Origin of the sequence: Paraburkholderia sp. CI3 (assembly GCF_050436505.1) — a bacterium.
GTDB lineage: Bacteria > Pseudomonadota > Gammaproteobacteria > Burkholderiales > Burkholderiaceae > Paraburkholderia > Paraburkholderia tuberum.
In genome coordinates, this window is sequence record NZ_JBNDMI010000003.1 from 1631007 (window position 1) to 1648095 (window position 17089).

General features: G+C 64.8%; 17 protein-coding genes. 10 read left to right on the top strand and 7 right to left on the bottom strand.

The annotated features are described in order from the left end of the window. Positions 1 to 307 precede the first annotated feature (307 nt). A complete protein-coding gene (locus OKW29_RS16150) occupies positions 308 to 838 on the top strand; it encodes an N-acetyltransferase family protein (protein WP_429291741.1) in 531 nt (176 codons plus the stop codon). A gap of 13 nt (positions 839 to 851) precedes the next feature. Here the strand turns inward: OKW29_RS16150 and OKW29_RS16155 are convergent, their stop codons facing one another. From OKW29_RS16155 to OKW29_RS16180, 6 genes are all read right to left on the bottom strand, one after another. Further along, positions 852 to 2480, bottom strand: a complete 1629-nt coding sequence (locus OKW29_RS16155) for an MFS transporter (RefSeq protein WP_262421377.1) — start codon at positions 2478 to 2480, stop codon at positions 852 to 854. A 6-nt stretch (positions 2481 to 2486) separates the two neighbouring features. Then, complete coding sequence (locus OKW29_RS16160) at positions 2487 to 3431, bottom strand: ornithine cyclodeaminase family protein (protein ID WP_429291742.1); 945 nt, start codon at positions 3429 to 3431, stop codon at positions 2487 to 2489. Positions 3432 to 3484: 53 nt separating this feature from the next. Continuing rightward, entirely contained in the window at positions 3485 to 4501 is a 1017-nt protein-coding gene (locus OKW29_RS16165) for a 2Fe-2S iron-sulfur cluster-binding protein (RefSeq protein WP_429291743.1), read from the bottom strand. 66 nt (positions 4502 to 4567) lie between these two features. Next, positions 4568 to 5047 carry a GlcG/HbpS family heme-binding protein gene (locus tag OKW29_RS16170; RefSeq protein ID WP_184061585.1) on the bottom strand — a complete coding sequence of 160 codons (480 nt, stop codon included), beginning with the start codon at positions 5045 to 5047 and terminating at the stop codon, positions 4568 to 4570. Between the two features lie 56 nt (positions 5048 to 5103). Further along, positions 5104 to 6564 (bottom strand): aldehyde dehydrogenase family protein, encoded by a 1461-nt coding sequence (locus tag OKW29_RS16175; RefSeq protein ID WP_429291744.1) that lies wholly within the window; start codon positions 6562 to 6564, stop codon positions 5104 to 5106. A gap of 105 nt (positions 6565 to 6669) precedes the next feature. Next, positions 6670 to 7401 carry a TenA family transcriptional regulator gene (locus OKW29_RS16180; RefSeq protein ID WP_090807609.1) on the bottom strand — a complete coding sequence of 244 codons (732 nt, stop codon included), beginning with the start codon at positions 7399 to 7401 and terminating at the stop codon, positions 6670 to 6672. A gap of 327 nt (positions 7402 to 7728) precedes the next feature. Between OKW29_RS16180 and OKW29_RS16185 the strand changes: the two genes are divergently transcribed. From OKW29_RS16185 to OKW29_RS16195, 3 genes are read left to right on the top strand one after another with little or no spacing between them, the layout of a single operon-like run. Next, on the top strand, positions 7729 to 8037 hold the full coding sequence (locus OKW29_RS16185; RefSeq protein ID WP_187627150.1) for a 2Fe-2S iron-sulfur cluster-binding protein: 309 nt from the start codon (positions 7729 to 7731) through the stop codon (positions 8035 to 8037). After that, entirely contained in the window at positions 8034 to 8354 is a 321-nt protein-coding gene (locus tag OKW29_RS16190) for a hypothetical protein (protein WP_187610618.1), read from the top strand. The genes OKW29_RS16185 and OKW29_RS16190 overlap by 4 nt, the downstream gene beginning before the upstream one ends. A 52-nt stretch (positions 8355 to 8406) precedes the next feature. After that, positions 8407 to 8685 (top strand): 2Fe-2S iron-sulfur cluster-binding protein, encoded by a 279-nt coding sequence (locus tag OKW29_RS16195; protein WP_187627152.1) that lies wholly within the window; start codon positions 8407 to 8409, stop codon positions 8683 to 8685. A 213-nt stretch (positions 8686 to 8898) separates the two neighbouring features. Here the strand turns inward: OKW29_RS16195 and OKW29_RS16200 are convergent, their stop codons facing one another. Next, positions 8899 to 10455: a hypothetical protein gene (locus tag OKW29_RS16200; protein ID WP_187627153.1), complete on the bottom strand. Its 1557-nt coding sequence runs from the start codon at positions 10453 to 10455 to the stop codon at positions 8899 to 8901. A 334-nt stretch (positions 10456 to 10789) separates the two neighbouring features. On the opposite strand from OKW29_RS16200, the gene OKW29_RS16205 reads away from it, so the two are divergent. From OKW29_RS16205 to OKW29_RS16230, 6 genes are all read left to right on the top strand, one after another. Beyond that, a complete protein-coding gene (locus OKW29_RS16205; RefSeq protein ID WP_187610619.1) occupies positions 10790 to 11485 on the top strand; it encodes a GntR family transcriptional regulator in 696 nt (231 codons plus the stop codon). Between the two features lie 171 nt (positions 11486 to 11656). Continuing rightward, on the top strand, positions 11657 to 13141 hold the full coding sequence (locus OKW29_RS16210) for an amidase (RefSeq protein WP_429291745.1): 1485 nt from the start codon (positions 11657 to 11659) through the stop codon (positions 13139 to 13141). A gap of 60 nt (positions 13142 to 13201) precedes the next feature. Continuing rightward, complete coding sequence (locus OKW29_RS16215; RefSeq protein ID WP_429291746.1) at positions 13202 to 14533, top strand: MFS transporter; 1332 nt, start codon at positions 13202 to 13204, stop codon at positions 14531 to 14533. Positions 14534 to 14641: 108 nt separating this feature from the next. Next, complete coding sequence (locus OKW29_RS16220) at positions 14642 to 15097, top strand: MarR family winged helix-turn-helix transcriptional regulator (RefSeq protein ID WP_429291747.1); 456 nt, start codon at positions 14642 to 14644, stop codon at positions 15095 to 15097. A 56-nt stretch (positions 15098 to 15153) separates the two neighbouring features. Next, positions 15154 to 16422, top strand: a complete 1269-nt coding sequence (locus OKW29_RS16225) for a M20 family metallopeptidase (protein WP_429291748.1) — start codon at positions 15154 to 15156, stop codon at positions 16420 to 16422. Continuing rightward, positions 16419 to 17063: a trimeric intracellular cation channel family protein gene (locus OKW29_RS16230; protein ID WP_187618656.1), complete on the top strand. Its 645-nt coding sequence runs from the start codon at positions 16419 to 16421 to the stop codon at positions 17061 to 17063. Before OKW29_RS16225 ends, OKW29_RS16230 begins: the two co-directional genes overlap by 4 nt. Positions 17064 to 17089: the final 26 nt, after the last annotated feature.

Consider the following 17089-nt stretch of genomic DNA (forward strand, 5'->3'; position numbering starts at 1 on the left):
AACGGAGCGCGTCGGGGGGATGGAAAACGGACGCGAAAACAGGCATGCAGCGATGACTGCAAACGTTTGCCTGTGGGAAGAAGAATCGGCGCAACTGGATGGGCTGTAGCGACTCTTCGTGGTGAGTAATGTAGGAATGTAGTCTGACTACAGCATCGGTATTTATACCAATACGTGTAATTTTATGCGTAATGGGGCGTAAGGCTTTTCCGACACAGGCTAATTGAAAGTTAGCGAATCAAAGCGAATAAAGAGTCGGCAATTTTGGGCGGGTTTTTATTCAAATTGGTGAGTGGGCATTTGCGCATTGACAACAAAAAGTGTGACCATACGGCGCGTGGGCGCGAACGAAGCTTCGGCCTGTGTCGAAGCGCTCGCCGACGTGCTGATCGACTGCGTGGAAGGCGGAGCATCGGTCAGCTTCATGCCGCCGATCTCGCGTAACACGGCGCTCGCGTTCTGGCGCAACGTCGTGGAGAGCGTCGCGCGTGGCGAGCGCGTATTGCTGATCGCCGAAGATCACAGCGGCGATATCGTGGGCACCGTGCAGCTGATTACCGCGCAACCCGAAAATCAGCCACATCGCGCCGACGTAGCGAAGATGCTCGTGCACAGAAAAGCACGCCGGCGCGGCGTCGCGCACGCTCTGATGAGCGAACTCGATCGCATCGCGCGGAAAGAGAAGAAATCGGTTCTCGTGCTCGACACCGTAACCGGTGGCGATGCCGAACGGCTTTATCAGCGCGCCGGATGGCAACGCGTCGGCAGCGTGCCGAATTACGCGCTGATGCCCGACGGGGCCTTGTGCGCGACGACGTTCTATTGCAAGCAACTTTGACCCGCACCAGCGCTCATTCGCTTACTGCGACTGACGCGACCTCGCGTCCCAATCGCTGCACGCGAATCAGCGGCACGAGCGACACGGCGAGGCATGCGAGCACCATTGCCGCGCTCACCGCGAGCAACGCGTGGTCGATGGCTTGCACGAGCGCGACGCGCGCCGCGGCGATCAGCGCGTCGCCGTCGAACCCTGCGGCGTGGGCATCGCGAATGAAGGTCGCGACGTCGCGAGACGTCAGCAGTACTTGCGGGCTGTGCGCGGCGGGCGCAACCCACGGCGCGTCCGTATCGATACCGTGCCCTTGCAAAACATCGGCCACGCGTTGGCGATACAGCACGTGCACGATTGTGCCGACCACGGCCGTTCCAATCATGCCGCCCACCATCCGCGCCGACTGGATCATAGCGGTCGCAATGCCAAGCTGACGCTTGCCCGCCACCTGCTGCGCAAACACGGTCAGATTCGGCATCACGAGACCGATCCCTACGCCGCCCGCAGTCAATGCGGCCATCAACGCATGACCGGTCTCCATGCGTTCGGCCGCGACGCCCCAACACGCCACGCCCAGCAACGCGAAGCCGACGTACAGCAGCAAGTTGGGCTTACGCAGACGCGTGACGACGCGCGTATTCGCGATCGTGCCGACGGTGATGCATAGCACGAGCGGCGTCACCATCACGCCGGCGCGATCCGCGTTGAGACCCATGCCGCCTTGCAGCAGCAACGGCACATAGAACAGCAGCGCGAACATCGCCAAGCCCATCAGCATCGACAACGCGAGCAACGCGATGATGGCCCGCTCGCGCAGCAACGCCGGCGGCAGAATCGGATCGGCCGCGCGCAGTTCCTCGCGCACGAGCAGCGCGCCCGCGCTCAATGCCACCACGCCGAACGCGATCGTCGAGACCTTCAGCGTCTGCTGCGCGAGCGATTCGACGAGCAGTTGCAACGCACCGAGTCCGGCTGCGATCAACAATGCGCCGCGCCAGTCCGGGTTCAGCTTGCCGCGCAGTTGATGGCGAATGTTCGGTAGATGTCGGGCAGTCAGATAAAGACTGAGCACGCCGACCGGAAGGTTGACGAGAAACGCGGAGCGCCAGCCGTAGTGCTCGCTCAGAAAGCCGCCCAGCGAAGGCCCTACCGCATTCGCGACGCCGAACGCGCTCGAAAACAGCACCTGCCAGCGCAGACGCACGACGGGATCGGGAAACAGATCGGGAATCGACGCGAAGCAGGTGCCCACCAGCATGCCGCCACCGATCCCTTGCAACGCGCGAAACAGCACCAGCGCCTGCATGCTGTGCGCGGCACCGCACAGCACCGACGCGGCCGTGAACACGACGATCGCAATCACGATCAACGGCTTGCGTCCGAACCAGTCACCGAGCCGCCCGAAGATCGGCACCGTGATGACCGAGGCGAGCAGATACGCAGTCGCGACCCACGCATAGAGATTAAAACCCTTCAGCTCGGCGACGATGGTAGGCAACGCGGTGCCGACCACGGTCTGATCGATCGCGACCATCATCACGACGCTCGACAAGCCAAGCATCGCAAAGAGCGACTGACGGAACGAGCGGGCCGTGTTGGGCGGCGATGTCCCGTGCGGTATGGCGCCGGGTGGCGTGCCGTTGCTCATCGGCGTTCAGGCGCGCTGTGCGGCCGCTTCGCGAGCGACATGCTTGCGCCACGCGAGCCCGGCGAGCGCAACGTCCTGCAAGCCGATGCCGACCGCCTTGTAGACGACGATGTCCTCGGACCGCACGCGTCCGCTGGCGCGCCCTTCCAGCACGTCGCCGAGTTCGACTACGTTGCGCCAGTCGAACGTGCCGGGCGCGGCCTGCACCAGGTCGCCGGCCTCTTCCCTTGCCTGTTCATGCAGTTCAACCACGATGCGCGACGCGCGCGCGAGCGTCGTGTCGTCGAGCTCGCGCGTGTAGGGCAGGCTCGACCCGATGGCCGCGACCATCGCACCGGGCGCAAGCGTCGCGCCATCGAACAGCGCACCGGTCGCGCGCGTCGCGGTGACGATCACGTCGGCATCACGCACCGCCTCGGCGGCTTCGCCTGCGGTGGCCTTCACGCCGCGCGCACGGTGACGCGCGTTGAGTTCGTCGACGACCTGCTCCACGTTATCGAGGCCGACGATTCTGAACGACTGCAAACCGGTATGCGCGGCGAGCGCCTGCGCATGCGCGTGCCCCTGCACGCCGGTGCCGAAAATCGCGACGGCGCGCGCATCTTCGCGCGCGAGCGCTCGCACCGCGAGCACCGTGGTCGCGGCCGTGCGGATTCGCGTGAGCGCGTTCGCGTCGAGCGTGGCGAGCGGGCGGCCGTCGTCGGTCGAAAACAGCACGATCGAGAACGAGAAGCGGCCGTTGATCGTCGTGTACACCTTCGCGCCGGTCACGCCAGCTTCGGGCAACACGGCGCCGAGCGTCGATAGCTTCACGCCGCCCGCTTCGGTGCGCACGCGCCGCTGCACCGCCGCGCGTCCCCGCGACAGTGCGCGAAACGCCTGCTCGAGCGTCGGGATCGCTTCGTCGAAACCCACGAGCGCATCGATCTGCGCGTCGTTCAGATGAATCATGGAGAATGCTTCCTTGTGCGAATCTGATGACTGGATGGCGCTCGTGCCGCGCGCTACACGAGCGCCGCTGCGGCGTGCTGGAACGTAAAGCTGTCCGAGTACAGATGATCGACGCTCGCGCCCTTCGCGATGAAGGCGGCCTTCGCCTCTGCGATCATCGCGGGCGAGCCGCACAGATAGACCGCGTGCTCCGACAGGTCCGCATGGTCCTCGCACACCGCATGCTGCACATAGCCGCGCCGCCCGCTCCATGCTGTGTCCGCGCGCGACAACACCGGCACATAGCGGAACTCGTAGAGACGCTCCGCCCAGCGGCCGATTTCGTCATGCAGATACAGGCCGTCGGCCGTTCTCGCGCCCCAGTACAGCGTGACGGGCGGGCAATTGGGATCGTCCATCAGCGATTCGAGCATCGCTTTCACCGGCGCCAGGCCGGTGCCGGTCGCGACCATCAGCAACGGACGATAGTCCTCTTCGTGCAGTCGGAATCCGCCGAGCGGCAGCTCCACGTCGAGGCGGTCGCCCGGTTTGAGCTGCGCCACCACACGATCGGTGAACCGGCCGCCCGCGATCTTCCGCACATGAAAGTCGACGAGGCCCCCCGCGCGCGCGGCGGATGCCATCGAGAAGCTGCGATGACTACCGTCTTCGAGCATCACGTTCATGTACTGACCGGGCCGGTAAATCATTTCGGCATCCTCTGGAAGCGCGAGCGTGAGGTGCGTGACGTCGTGCGCCAGCAAGCGTACCGCCTCCACGCGCACCGTATGACGCGCCGGCTCCGATGTCGGCGCACCGGCGTGGCCCGCGCCGATCACAATGTCGCTGCGCGGCCGCGCCTGACACGCGAGCGCAAATCCCGCCTGCGCCTCCTCCTCGGTGAGTCCGAGCGGAAACTCCTCGTAGTCGAGCGTGCCCTCGTGCACTTTCACGCGGCACGTGCCGCAACCGCCGAACTGACAATCGTGCGCAAGCGGCACGTCCGCGCGTAGCGCGGCGGCGAGCAGCGATTCGTCGCGCTCGGCGCTGAAGCACGCTCCTGTTTCGAGCACCTGAATCCGGTATGACATGACGCCACCTCATGACGATGCGATGCGAACGACAGGACCGCCGGCATGCACAGGCGGCCCGTGGCGTCATTTCTTGATGTCGGCTTCCACGAGCACGCTATGCCCCTGCGCCGCGAGCAGATCGTGCAGCCCCTGCAAAGCGGCGAGGCCGCACTGCGTGTCCTGCTCGCCGTTGCCGCCGCTCAGGCCCACACCACCCACCACCTGGCCATCGACGACAACAGGAAAGCCGCCGACGAATGCCGCGAACTTACCCTCGAAGCTCCATTGAATGCCGAACGCTTCGTTGCCCGGCAACGCGGGACCGTTGGGCCGCTGGGTGAACAGATGCGTCGAGCGCTTGTGGCCGGCTGCCGTGAACGCCTTGTTCCACGCAATCTGCGGCCCAGTGATGCGCGCGCCGTCCATCCGTTCGAGCGCGAGCGGATAGCCGCCCTCGTCGACGATGCAGACCGATTCGAGCACGTCGATCTGCTGCGCCCGGCCGATGGCCGCGCGGATCATTTCGCGCGCTTCGGCCAGTTCCAGGCGAAATATCTGTTTCATTGCAACCCCCTCATTGTTGATTGATTCATTGATTCGGAAAGCTGATCTCGCCGCGCTCAGATGCCGCGATAGACCGTCTTGATCTGCGTATAGAACTCGAGACCGCCACGCCCCGATTCGCGAAACGTCGACGTGCTCGAACGCTTGAGCCCCCCGAACGGCGCGTTGATCGCGTTGCCCGTCGTCGTGCGGTTGATCTTCACGGTGCCCGCCTCGATGTCGTCCGCGAAGCGATGCATGTGGCGTGGATTCGACGTGACGATCGCGGCGGAGAGCCCATACTCGGTGTCGTTCGCCTTCGCGATCGCGTCCTCGTAGCTGGTCACGGTGACGATCGCGATCACCGGCCCAAAGATTTCTTCGCGGCAGATACGCATGTCCTGCGTCACGTCGGTGAAGATCGCCGGCGTGACGTAATAGCCGTGCTCGTAATCGGGACCGCTCAGGCGCTCGCCGCCGTACAGATGCGTGGCCTGTGCCTTGCCGGAGGCCACGTAGTCGAGCACGGTGTCGAGCTGCGTCCGGGTCGCGAGCGGACCGATGTCCATGCCGGGCGTGAGGCCGCTGCCGATCTTGAGCGTCTTCACTTTAGCGAGCAGTTTCTCGCTGAACGCATCGCGCACGCTCTGCATCACCAGCACGCGGCTCGTGCCGGTGCAGGCCTGGCCCGTCAGCGAGAAGCCGCCCTTGATCGTCAGGTCGACGGCGCGGTCGAGATCCGCGTCGTCCATCACGATCAGCGGGTTCTTGCCGCCGAGTTCCATCTGCGTGCGCGTGGTCAGCGGTAGGGAGCGATGAATCTGTTCGCCAGCGGCGGTCGAACCGGTGAACGACACGGCCCTGACGACCGGCGACGCGGTAATGACGGAGCCGATTTCCGACGCGCGTCCCGTGATGAAATTCAGTACACCCGATGGAATGCCCGCCTGCGCGAATGCTTCGGCGAGCCGGTAGCCGATCAGCGGCGCATCCGACGACGGTTTGAAGATCACCGTATTGCCGGCGATCAGCGCCGGCGCGATCTTGCGCGCCGGGATCGAGATCGGAAAATTCCACGGTGTAATCACGGCGACGACGCCGAGGGGTTCGCGCTGGGTGTGGACGGTCATGTCGGGATCGTCGCTAGGGAACGTCTCGCCGGAATACGACTGACCTTCCACCGCATAGAAACGCAGCACCTGCGCCGAGCGCAGAATTTCGTCCCTGCTCTGCGCGAGCGGCTTGCCTTCTTCGCGCGTGAGTTCGTTCGCGAATCCGTCCGCATGCTGTTCGAGCCACGCCGCCGCGCGATTGAGAACGGCCGCGCGCTGCGCGACCGGCGTGCGCCGCCACGCGGCGAACGCGCCAGCCGCCGCGGCCAGCGCGGCGCGCGCGTCCTCGGCCGAAGACGCCTGGAAGCGGCCGACGATGTCGCGCGTATCGGCGGGATTCACGTTGTCGAACGTGCCGCCGCTCACGCTGGCGGTCCACTCGCCCGCGATGAGATTCTTGAACTCTGGTGTTGCCGGATTGCTCATGACGGATACCTGTGCTGTTGCCGCAATGGCCGGCGCCATGCCGGCCGGCTGGCTCGCGGCGATGCCAACGGAAGACGGCGCCGCGTTGCGCGCGCCGCCGCGGGTTCAACTCGCGAGTTCGAGTTCGGGCAGCGCCAGGTCCTGCTCGACGTAGTCGTAATAGAGCGCGGTCGTATAAAGCAGACGCATCTGCGCGCCGATCTCGCAGATCTTCAGGCAGCGTTGCTGCAACTCGGGCGTGTCGGCATGTTCGAGCACGATCTGATAGCCGCGCTCGCCATGAATCTCGTCCGACACGATGTGCAGATCGAAGAACTCCACTTCCTCGTCGGTGAACTGGTATTTGTCGCGCAGCGTCGGCGTCTGCTTGCGATAGATCGACGGCACCTGCGATTCCAGACCCACGACGAGCGCCGCGACCGCGACGATCGGGTCCTCGCGCATCGCCACCGAATAACACCATGCCTGCAGGCCTCGCGTGGTCGGCGACATGTTGTCGGGATCTATCACGCGCTCGCGCGTCGTGCCACACGCTTCGGCGAAACGGATCAGCAGATCGGTATGACGGTCACCGCCGATTTCCTCTTCGTACATGTTGGCGAGCAGAAAGTCCTTAGCCTCGGTGAAGCGGTCCGGCGTGCGCGCATAGATGTAAGCCAGATAGTCGGCGAACGGGCCCACGTAGTGATAGTGGTTCTCGGCCCAGCGCGCGAGATGCGCGCGGCTCAGCTTGCCGCTCGCCCATGCGATGCTGAACGGCGCCTTGTTCGCACTCTTGCCTTTGATGGCGTCCTCGAGCGCGGCGCGGAAGTCATCACGGTTCATCAATTCAGCCATTTCAAGCTCCTGACAGGTAGGTAAAAGGTTGGCGTTGTCGAAAGCCCGAATGCCGTCGGGCACGGAAGGAACAGTTGAGCTAGTGTAGCGCCTTAGTTGAATACTGTATACCGAAATAGCTGAATTGCGCAAACCGTTCGAGGGAAGAGCGCTCCGTCTACGTGCCGTTTCATTGCGGCCTGACCACGGAAAACCTAGGAAAAATGGACCTATACGCACGCCAACTGCCGCTGTCTTCGGCCCTAGCCGAGGACCATCCGGCAGTAGACGGTATACTATATCCTTTTATTCAGCTACACTAGATCCGAGTGAATCACGGAGAGCGTTATGCCAACAGTGGTATTTCACAAAAATGGCGCGACCCATCAGGGCGAGGTCAAGGAGAACACCAACCTCGTCGTGCGCGCCGGCATCAAGCAATTCCCGTTTCCGCATCTGCGCTACGAATGCGGCATGGGCAAGTGCTCGAAGTGCGCGTGCCGCGTGATGTCCGGCGCGCAGTATCTGCCCGAGCCCAACTGGAAGGAAAAAAAACAGCTCGGCGAGCGGCTTGCGCAGGGTTATCGCCTCGCGTGCCAACTATGGATCGAGCACGACATCGAACTCGCGCAGGACGATCTGGAGCAGGCAGCATGAATACGCGCTCCGTGGCGGCCGGCACGCACGTGATCCTGACGAGCAAGCCCGGCCAGTACCGCACCGAGGCGACCGAAGGCATCGTGCCGCTCGCCACCTTCGACTACCTCTACGGCGGCCGGCATATCGCCACGTTCGTCATCGCCGCGCTCATGAAAGAGACGAAGATCAGGGTGATCGACGAAGCCACACCGTCGGCGGTCAATCTCGTTCCCACCAGGTTCCTCGAAAAATTCGCGACGCCTGAAGCCGCGCTCGAGTCGCTGCGGCAGCTCGCGGGCCACGGCAACGGCGCCGCGCAACTGACCCCGCGCTAGTTGCCGCGCCGTTTCATCCCCTCCTCTGCGAACCCAATACGTAAGCCTCCGAATGATCCAGATCACTTTCCTCAGCAACGACAGCAAGTCGGTCAGCGCGCCGCCCAACAGCAATCTGCTGCGCGTCTCGCTGCGCGAAAAAGGCGGCATTCCGTTCAAATGCGGCGGCGGCTTGTGCGGCACCTGCAAATGCAAGGTCGAACACGGCATCGAACATACCGATAACGTGAAGGACAAGGAAAAACGCCATCTGAGCGAAGACGAAATCAAAGCTGGCTATCGGATGGCCTGTCAGACTTTCGTCAATGGCAATGTCAGCGTGTCATGGTGAGTTAGCAACACAACGTAGTGAGTCAAACTGGGACGCCGGCTTCGATGCACTGACGCCGGCGTTTTTGCTTGTCGTTGCGAGGCGTAAAACGTAGGCCGCAACTCGCGGGCAAAGCGCGCCGACGATCAAACCGCCAAGGCCTTGCGCATCGGCAAACCAACGCGCAAGGCCCGGCAAAAACCGCGCGGACGACACGCGCGTCCCGCCCCCCCATCACCAGATCAGAATCGCCACCAACGTCGACACCACCAGGCCGGACACCACCGGCAGCAACAGATAGCGCACCGCCTGCAACACCGGCACACGCGCGAAGCTCGCCACCGCCGCGAGCGCCGACCATGCGGTCAGCGTCTTGCCGGTCCACACCGAACCCATCTGGCCGATCGCCGCGAGCGTCGACACGTCGAAGCCCACCGTGCGGCCGAGCGCGCCCGCCAGCGCGCCGGTCAACGGCAAACCGGCGAAGCCCGAGCCGTCGATGCCCGTCACCATGCCGGCCAGCAGAATGCCGTACGAGACGAAGAACACGTTGTGCGGAATGTAGACCTCGCCCGCTTTCACGAGATCGGCAAGCAGGCCGGGGGCATGGGTACCGGCGGGCAAGCCGAGGATCGGCGCCGCGGTGCCGGCCACGCCGATGAAGAAGAAGCCCGCAATCGGCAGCACCGAGCTCATCGCGCGAAACGAAAACACTAAGCCCTCGGTGACGTGCTCGGCCGTGCTGCGGCACATCGCGCGATAGTCGCGCGCAGCGGCTACCGCCACCATCAGCAACGCGGAGACGCCGCCGACGAGCGCCGCGGCCGCTGCACCGCTCGCGCCCTTGAAGCCGGGGATCAGATGCGGCAATACCATGTAGACGACGATCGCGAGAAAGGCGACGGGGATCACGATCGCGAAGCAGCGGGACCAGCGCTCCTGCCACGGCGTCAACAGGTCGCGCGACGACAACAACAACGCCCGCGAGCCGCTCGCGCCGCTGACCTGGCCGCCGTCGCCGACCGACGCATGCTGCGGTTTGCCGCGCCGGATGCGCGCGCGACTCGTGCCGGCCGCGGGCGTGACAACGGCATTCGCCGTGACCTGGGTCGCTTCCCAGCGTTCGAGATGGCGCGCATCGGGCGCCTGGATCTGCTTGCGGATACGCAGATAGGCGATCAGGAACGCGATGCCGCCCGTGATCAGCGACAGCAGCAGCGCCTTGTCGGCAACGTCCGGCATCGCGACCGCGGCCGCTTTCGCGCTGATGCCCGGCGCGACCTTCATCACGTAATCCGACGACAAGGCCGTGCCGAGTCCCGCGATGCCGATGCACAACGCCGCGCCAAGCGGCGGCACGCCCGCGTAAATCGCGGCCGGCAGCAGAATGCCGGCGATCAACGGCACGGCCGGCGTCGGCCAGAAGAACAGCGACAACACGTAGCTCACGAAGCCGAGCACGAAGAAGCCAACGTGCCCGTTGACCATGACCGCGCGAAACGGCTGGACCATGCGCACATCCGCGTTGATCCGTTTCAGCGCGTTGAGCAACGCGGTCATCAGCGAAATCACGAGGAAGATATTGAACAGCTCGCGCGCCGCCGTAAGCGGCGCGAAGAACACCGCTTCGATCGCGGTCGACACCTGGCCGGAAAACGCGAAGACGGTGGCGAAGGTCGCGAGAATCGCGGGCGCGACGACATTGGCGCGAAACACCAGCGTCGCGATGATAGAGACGACACCACACAGATAAACCCAGTGCGCCGACGTTAGAACGACGTGAGATTCCATTGCTTCTCCTGACTGCGCGGACCTGCGAGCGTGGGTGGAATGCGGCTGATTTGAGATGATCGCTTGGTATACTATGTACTAAATAAAACAGGATCAACGGCTGTTTGCTTGAGGTTTACCCGCATTCGTCGGGGCATTTCAAAGCAGAAGAATCGAGCGGCAGCAGAAATCCCGCCGTTCCCGGTAGTTACGAGGAAGCGGGGCGCGTGCTTCAATGCCCCGCCAGACAAGGCCGAGGCGGATATGTCCGTATAAGGTCTACAGTATTCGCGACGTGCACTGAGGTAAAATCGCTTGCATCACACGCCATCAGCAACACAGGTTGGAGATCCTTATGAAGACCGAAGCGGACACGACCGCGGCAAGCGGCGCACAGGGGCAATCGAGCGCGCCGATCATGCATCAGCAGCTGTCGCATCTCGTCACCGCGCGGCTGCGCGAAGCAATTGTCTCGGGCACGTACGCGCCCGGCGAGCGGCTGGTCGAAGGACGCATCGCCCAGGAGCTCGACGTCTCGCGCGTGCCGGTACGCGAAGCGCTGCGCGCGCTCGCCTCGGAAGGCCTCGTCGAAGTGCGGCCGCGGCACGGCGCGGTGGTCGCGTCGCTGCAGCCGTCGGCGGCACGCGAAATGATCCAGATCCGCGCGACGCTCGAGGGACTCAACGCCCGGCTCGCCGCCGAACATCGAACGCCCGAGTTGGTCGGCCAGATCGAACAGGTGCTCGCCGAAGGCAAGGCAAAAGTCGACGCCGGCGAGACGGCCGGCCTGCTCGAACTCAACGCGCGTTTTCACGACCTGCTCTACGCGGCCGGGGCCAATACGATTCTGAGCGACCTGATGCGCTCGTTGCGCGACCGCACGCGCATGCTGTTCACGAACGCGAGCGATGCGGAAGTCCGCCAGACCTGGGACGAACACGCCGCGATCCTGCGCGCGGTGCAGTCGGGCGATGCGACGCTGTCGGCGCTGCTCGCCGAGCGGCATGTGATGCGCGCCGCCCAGCACTATCTGGCGAACAATGCGCGTTGAAACGGCCTTTGAAACGCGCGGCATAGGAAGCGAAGCGCGGCACACGCCACCGCGCTCGCCTTACGCCACCCGATAATTTCGTCGACTACGCTGCAAGCCACTTGACAGGCTGAATTTGGCGATAGACGGTATACAACATACCGATCATCAATCGCCCTCTCCAGGCCTTTCATGACACCAAGCTCCTCCCCACCCGCCGCCAGTCAGGCGGAGCGCTACCGTTACGCCACTGTCCAGCAGGCCGCGCACGACATGCGCGCCGGCGAGATCGACGCCGCCTCGCTCGTCGCCGCGTGCGAAGCCGCATTCGAGGCCGACAACGGCCTGCTGAACGCGGTCGTCATATCCGATTTCGACGCCGCCTACGCCACCGCCGAAGCACGCGACGAGGAACGGCGCGCGGGGCGACTGCGCGGCCCCTTGCACGGCATTCCGTTTACGATCAAGGAATCTTTCGACGTCCGCGGCTGGCCGACGACCCTTGGCGACCCCGCGCATCGCGAGAACATCGCGAGTGCCAATGCGGACGTCGTGCAACGCCTGCTCGACGCGGGCGCGGTGCTGCTCGGCAAGACCAACGTGCCGATCTATCTGCGCGACTGGCAAAGCTATAACGACCTCTACGGCACGACCCGCAATCCGCGCGATCCGTCCCGCACGCCGGGCGGTTCGTCGGGTGGCAGCGCGGCGGCCGTCTGCGCGGGCATGTCATTCTTCGACGTCGGCTCGGATGTCGGCTCATCGATCCGCAACCCCGCGCATTTCTGCGGCGTTTTCTCGCACAAGACCACGCATGGCATCGTGTCGCTGAAAGGCCATGGCATCGGCGGCGGCATGGCGCAGCCCGACATCAACGTCGCGGGTCCGCTCGCGCGCTCGGCGCGCGACCTCGAACTCGTGCTCGGCGCGATCGCTGGTCCGGCCGGCGAAGCCGCGAGCGCGCTGAGGCTCGCACTGCCACCCTGCGAGCGCACGGACCTGCGGGAATTCCGCTTCGGCGTACTGGCCAATCATCCGCTCGCCGACGTCGACGGCCCGGTAGAGGCGTGCCTCACGCGTCTTGGCCGGCAGCTCGAAAACGCCGGTGCGACGGTGGTTTGGGACGCGCGCCCCGCGCTCGACGCCGCGCAACTGATGCGCGCCTACGTGCTGCTGCTGCGCGCGTCGACCTCGCACTATCTCGACGACGACGCCTTCGCCGCCGCGCTCACAGCAAGCGCCGCCGTGGCCGCCGACGCGTCGTCGTACGCCGCCTTGCAATACGCGGGCACCGCGTTGCGTCACCGCGACTGGCTGCTACTGCAAAAGCAGCGCGACGCGTTTTGCGAAGCATGGCGCGAGCTGTTCGGCACGATCGACGTGCTGCTGTGCCCCGCCGCCGCGACCGCCGCCTTCACGCTCGACGAAACCGGGGCGCCGTGGCAGCGCACGCTCGACGTCAACGGCCGCCCACAGCCGATGACGACCCAGCTGTTCTGGGCCGGCCACTCGGGTCTGTGCGGCCTGCCATCGACGGTGGCCCGCGCCGGCACGACCGCGGACGGCCTGCCGATCGGCGTGCAGATCGTCGGGCCGCTCTATCACGACCTGCGTTCGCTGCGGGTGGCCGCGCTGCTCGAGCAGGCGGGACTGTCGTTCGTCGCGCCACCGCTATAACACCCACTCGCATTCTCGAGGCGCCAGCCGCCACCTCATCCTCGCCCGGAGTCCTCCATCATGGTCTGGTTCGAATCGCTGTCGAAGAACGAGAAGAAAGCCTTTGCGGGCGCGTTCATGGGTCATGCCGTCGATGTGTACGACTTCATGATCTACTCGTTCCTGATCCCCGTGCTCGCCGCGACCTGGCACATGAACAAGGCCGTCGCGGGCAGCATCGTCACCTACACGCTGATCGCGTCGCTCGTCGGTGCGATCGGCGCGGGCCTGCTCGCCGACCGCTTCGGGCGCGTGCGCATTCTGCGCTGGACCATCGTGCTATTCGCGCTCGCATGTTTCGCGTGCGGTTTCGCCAACTCGCCACTACAGCTCGCGCTGTTTCGCATGCTGCAGGGGCTCGGCTTCGGTGGCGAATCGTCGCTATGCATGGTGCTCGTGACCGAGATCATCAGGAATCCCGCGCATCGCGGCAAATTCTCCGGCTTCGCGGCGAGCAGTTATTCGTTTGGCTGGGCCGCCGCGGCGATCGTCTATAGCGTGCTGTTTTCGTGGCTGCCGGCGGAGTGGGCGTGGCGCGGCTGCTTTTTTATCGGCATCGTGCCGGCGCTGCTGGTTGTGTATCTTCGGCGCGATCTAAAGGAGCCCGAAGCGTTCTCGCGCGCGCTCGGAAGACAGCACTCGCCCGCCGCGTTGGAAGGACTACGCCGTGTCTGCGCGCGGCCGCTCGCCGGCAAGACGATCCTGTGCAGTCTGCTGTCGGGCGGCATGCTCGGCAGCTACTATGCGATCGCGACGTGGATGCCGACCTATCTGAAGCTCGAACGCGGCCTGTCGATCTTCGGCACGAGCACCTATCTCGCGATCATGATCCTCGGCTCGTTCGTGGGCTACGTGCTCGGTGCGTATTCGTCGGACCGCATCGGCCGACGCCTCACGTATATCGTGTTCGCGGCGGGCGCGTTTTCCATGGCGCTCGCCTATATGGCGATTCCCGCGTCGAACGGCGCGATGCTCGTGCTCGGCTTCCTGCTCGGCGTGCTGATGCAGGGAACGTTCTCGGGCATCGCCGCGACGATCTCGGAGAGCTACCCGAACGAAATCCGCGCGACCGGCTACGGCGTGGCCTACAACTTGGGGCGCGTCATCGGCTCGCTGTTCCCGCTTGGCGTGGGCTGGCTCAGCACCGGTCATATGGCGCTCGACTCCGCGATTCCGCTGGTCGCGGGCGTCGGTTATCTGTGCGTGATCGTCACCGCGTGGATTCTGCCCGAGACCAACGGCATCAGCCTCGATTCGCTCGGCGGCGAGCAGACCGATTCAAGCGCTTCGATCGAACCGATGGCTGTCGCCGCCCGCGTGGCCCAATCCGGCTCCGGGCGCGACGCTCGCTAACACTTCCCCTGTCTCGCACCAGGGCGGCGTCCGCGCAAGTATTTGAAAATTTCAACTACTTGCCTATAATGCCTGCACTGCGTATGACGCGGACAGCGGAGCAAATTCTTGTATTCGGACTTCCTGACTTTCAGGCTCGATCTGACCAGCACGTTGCTGATCAACCGCGCGAACCTGGTCTACCGCGAGCGCTGGGATCTCGACGTGCGTGCGCTGCGCGTGCTGCGCCTCGTCTGCGCGGAGCCCGACATCACCCCCAAGTCCGTTTCGCAACGCGCGCTGATCGAAAAGACGCTGCTTTCCAAGGTCCTCGCCGAGCTTGAAACGCGCGGACTGATCGCGCGCGGCATGCATGCGTCTGACCGCCGTAGCATCGCGTTGCGCGCCACGGCGCAAGGCCTCGAAGTTGCGCAGGCATCCGAAACGGTCGGCACCGAACTCGAAGTCGAGCTCGCGAAGGCGCTCAGCGAGAACGAGCGCAAGACGCTCGAGCGTCTGCTCCGCAAGCTTTCGCACAGCCTGCTCGAAAGCGAGTCCGCAAGCGCGCCGCCTGCGAGATCCTGACGGACGATCCGCATTGCGCCGCTTTCCCTTGCGCTCACGCTAACAAGGAGCCCTCCATGTCGAAGCTGATCGAAACGATGGCGACCGCGATCGACGCGTTGCTGCCTGAACTCGAAGTGATCTACAAAGATCTGCACGCGCACCCCGAGCTGTCGATGCAGGAGGTGCGCACAGCGGGCATCGTCGCCGACTACGTGGAAAAGCTGGGTTACGACGTGACGCGCAACGTCGGCGTGACAGGCGTCGTCGCGCTGCTGCGCAACGGCGACGGTCCCACCGTGATGCTGCGCGCCGACATGGACGCGCTGCCGATGGCCGAAGCGACCGGTCTGCCCTACGCAAGCACGGTCAGGACCAAAGACGAAGACGGCATCGAAGTCGGCGTCGCGCATTCATGCGGTCACGATATGCACGTCACGTGGCTGCTCGGCGTCGCGCGTTTGATGGCCGCGCATCGCGACGCATGGCACGGCACGCTGATGGCCGTGTTCCAGCCCGGCGAGGAAGTCGGCCGCGGCGCACGCAGCATGCTCGACGACGGCATGACCACGCGCTTCCCGAAGCCCGACGTGATTCTCGGCCAGCACGTCATGGTCGGCGCGGCGGGCACGGTCGGCTATCGCAGCGGCACGATCCTGTCGGCCGGTGACAGCATCAAGGTGAAGCTGTTCGGCCGCGGCGCGCACGGCTCGCAACCGCAGACGTCGATTGATCCGGTCATCATGGCGGCCTCGACGACCTTGCGTCTGCAAACCATCGTGTCGCGCGAAATCGCGCCGAGCGACAGCGCCGTGCTGACCATCGGCTCTCTGCAGGCCGGCACGAAAGAAAACATCATCCCCGACGATGCGACGCTGAAGCTCAACATGCGCACCTACGACGAAGACGTGCGCGAGTACATGCTCGGCGCGATCCGCCGCATCTGCTGCGCCGAGTGCGCGGCGTCGAACGCGCCGCGCGAACCCGAATTCACGACGCTATCGAGCTATCCGCTGACGATCAACGACGCCGCGACCACCGAGCGTGTGCGCAGCGCGTTCGAGGCGCAGTTCGGCGAGCGCGCGTACGAATCGCCGCCGGCCGCCGCGAGCGAAGACTTCAGCGTGTTCGGCCGCGAATGGAACGTGCCGTACTCGTTCTGGTTCGTCGGCGGCACGGACCCCGAGGTGTTCCGCAAAGCGCTCGCCGCGAAAAAACTCAACGAGATTCCGAGCAATCACTCCCCGAAGTTCGCACCGGTACTCGACCCGACCCTGCGCACGGGTCTCGAAGCCATGTTGTGCGCGGCCGGTGCGTGGCTCGACCAACACGAAACTACTCAGTGAATTCACACGCCGTCTATACCATTCTCGATCTGATCGGCACCTTCGTGTTCGCGATCAGCGGCGCGGTCGCCGCGCGTCAACGACGGCTCGACCTGTTCGGCATCGTCGTGATCGCCTTCATGGTCGCGTGCGGCGGCGGCATCGTGCGCGACGTGTGCATCGGCGCGATCCCACCGGCCGGGCTGTCGAACTGGCGCTATCTGGCCACCGCGCTCGCCGCGTCGGCGGTGACGATTCTCGCGTATCCGCAGGTGCGCCGGCTGCGTCAGCCGGTGCTGTTCTTCGACGCGATCGGGCTCGGTCTGTTCGCGGTGTCGGGCGCGCAGAAAGCGCTCACGTACGGCCACAATGCCGAACTCGCGATTCTGCTCGGCGTCGTCAGCGCGGTGGGCGGCGGAGTGATGCGCGACGTCGTGCTCTCGCGCGTACCCGCGATTCTCGAGCGCGAAATCTATGCGTCGGCCGCGCTGTTCGGCGCGGCGGTGCAGGTCGGTTTTTCGTACGCGGGCTGGACGGACTGGTGGACGCCGTGGTTCGCGACGTTGGCTTGCGTGTTGGTGCGGCTCGCGTCGCTGCGCTACGGCTGGCGGCTGCCGGTCTTCCAGGGCAGACGCACGGCCGAGACGCGCGACAATCCATAACAGGTCCTGCGCGCTTCAGCTCGCGG

What these genes read in the sequence shown, in the direction of transcription:
- OKW29_RS16190 (WP_187610618.1), top strand. Translation starts at nt 8,034, where the DNA reads ATGAATACGCGCTCCGTGGCGGCCGGCACGCACGTGATCCTGACGAGC.
- OKW29_RS16160 (WP_429291742.1), bottom strand. Translation starts at nt 3,431, where the DNA reads ATGATTCATCTGAACGACGCGCAGATCGATGCGCTCGTGGGTTTCGAC.
- OKW29_RS16155 (WP_262421377.1), bottom strand. Translation starts at nt 2,480, where the DNA reads ATGAGCAACGGCACGCCACCCGGCGCCATACCGCACGGGACATCGCCG.
- OKW29_RS16165 (WP_429291743.1), bottom strand. Translation starts at nt 4,501, where the DNA reads ATGTCATACCGGATTCAGGTGCTCGAAACAGGAGCGTGCTTCAGCGCC.
- OKW29_RS16180 (WP_090807609.1), bottom strand. Translation starts at nt 7,401, where the DNA reads ATGGCTGAATTGATGAACCGTGATGACTTCCGCGCCGCGCTCGAGGAC.
- OKW29_RS16215 (WP_429291746.1), top strand. Translation starts at nt 13,202, where the DNA reads ATGGTCTGGTTCGAATCGCTGTCGAAGAACGAGAAGAAAGCCTTTGCG.
- OKW29_RS16175 (WP_429291744.1), bottom strand. Translation starts at nt 6,564, where the DNA reads ATGAGCAATCCGGCAACACCAGAGTTCAAGAATCTCATCGCGGGCGAG.
- OKW29_RS16210 (WP_429291745.1), top strand. Translation starts at nt 11,657, where the DNA reads ATGACACCAAGCTCCTCCCCACCCGCCGCCAGTCAGGCGGAGCGCTAC.
- OKW29_RS16200 (WP_187627153.1), bottom strand. Translation starts at nt 10,455, where the DNA reads ATGGAATCTCACGTCGTTCTAACGTCGGCGCACTGGGTTTATCTGTGT.
- OKW29_RS16195 (WP_187627152.1), top strand. Translation starts at nt 8,407, where the DNA reads ATGATCCAGATCACTTTCCTCAGCAACGACAGCAAGTCGGTCAGCGCG.
- OKW29_RS16225 (WP_429291748.1), top strand. Translation starts at nt 15,154, where the DNA reads ATGTCGAAGCTGATCGAAACGATGGCGACCGCGATCGACGCGTTGCTG.
- OKW29_RS16205 (WP_187610619.1), top strand. Translation starts at nt 10,790, where the DNA reads ATGAAGACCGAAGCGGACACGACCGCGGCAAGCGGCGCACAGGGGCAA.
- OKW29_RS16185 (WP_187627150.1), top strand. Translation starts at nt 7,729, where the DNA reads ATGCCAACAGTGGTATTTCACAAAAATGGCGCGACCCATCAGGGCGAG.
- OKW29_RS16170 (WP_184061585.1), bottom strand. Translation starts at nt 5,047, where the DNA reads ATGAAACAGATATTTCGCCTGGAACTGGCCGAAGCGCGCGAAATGATC.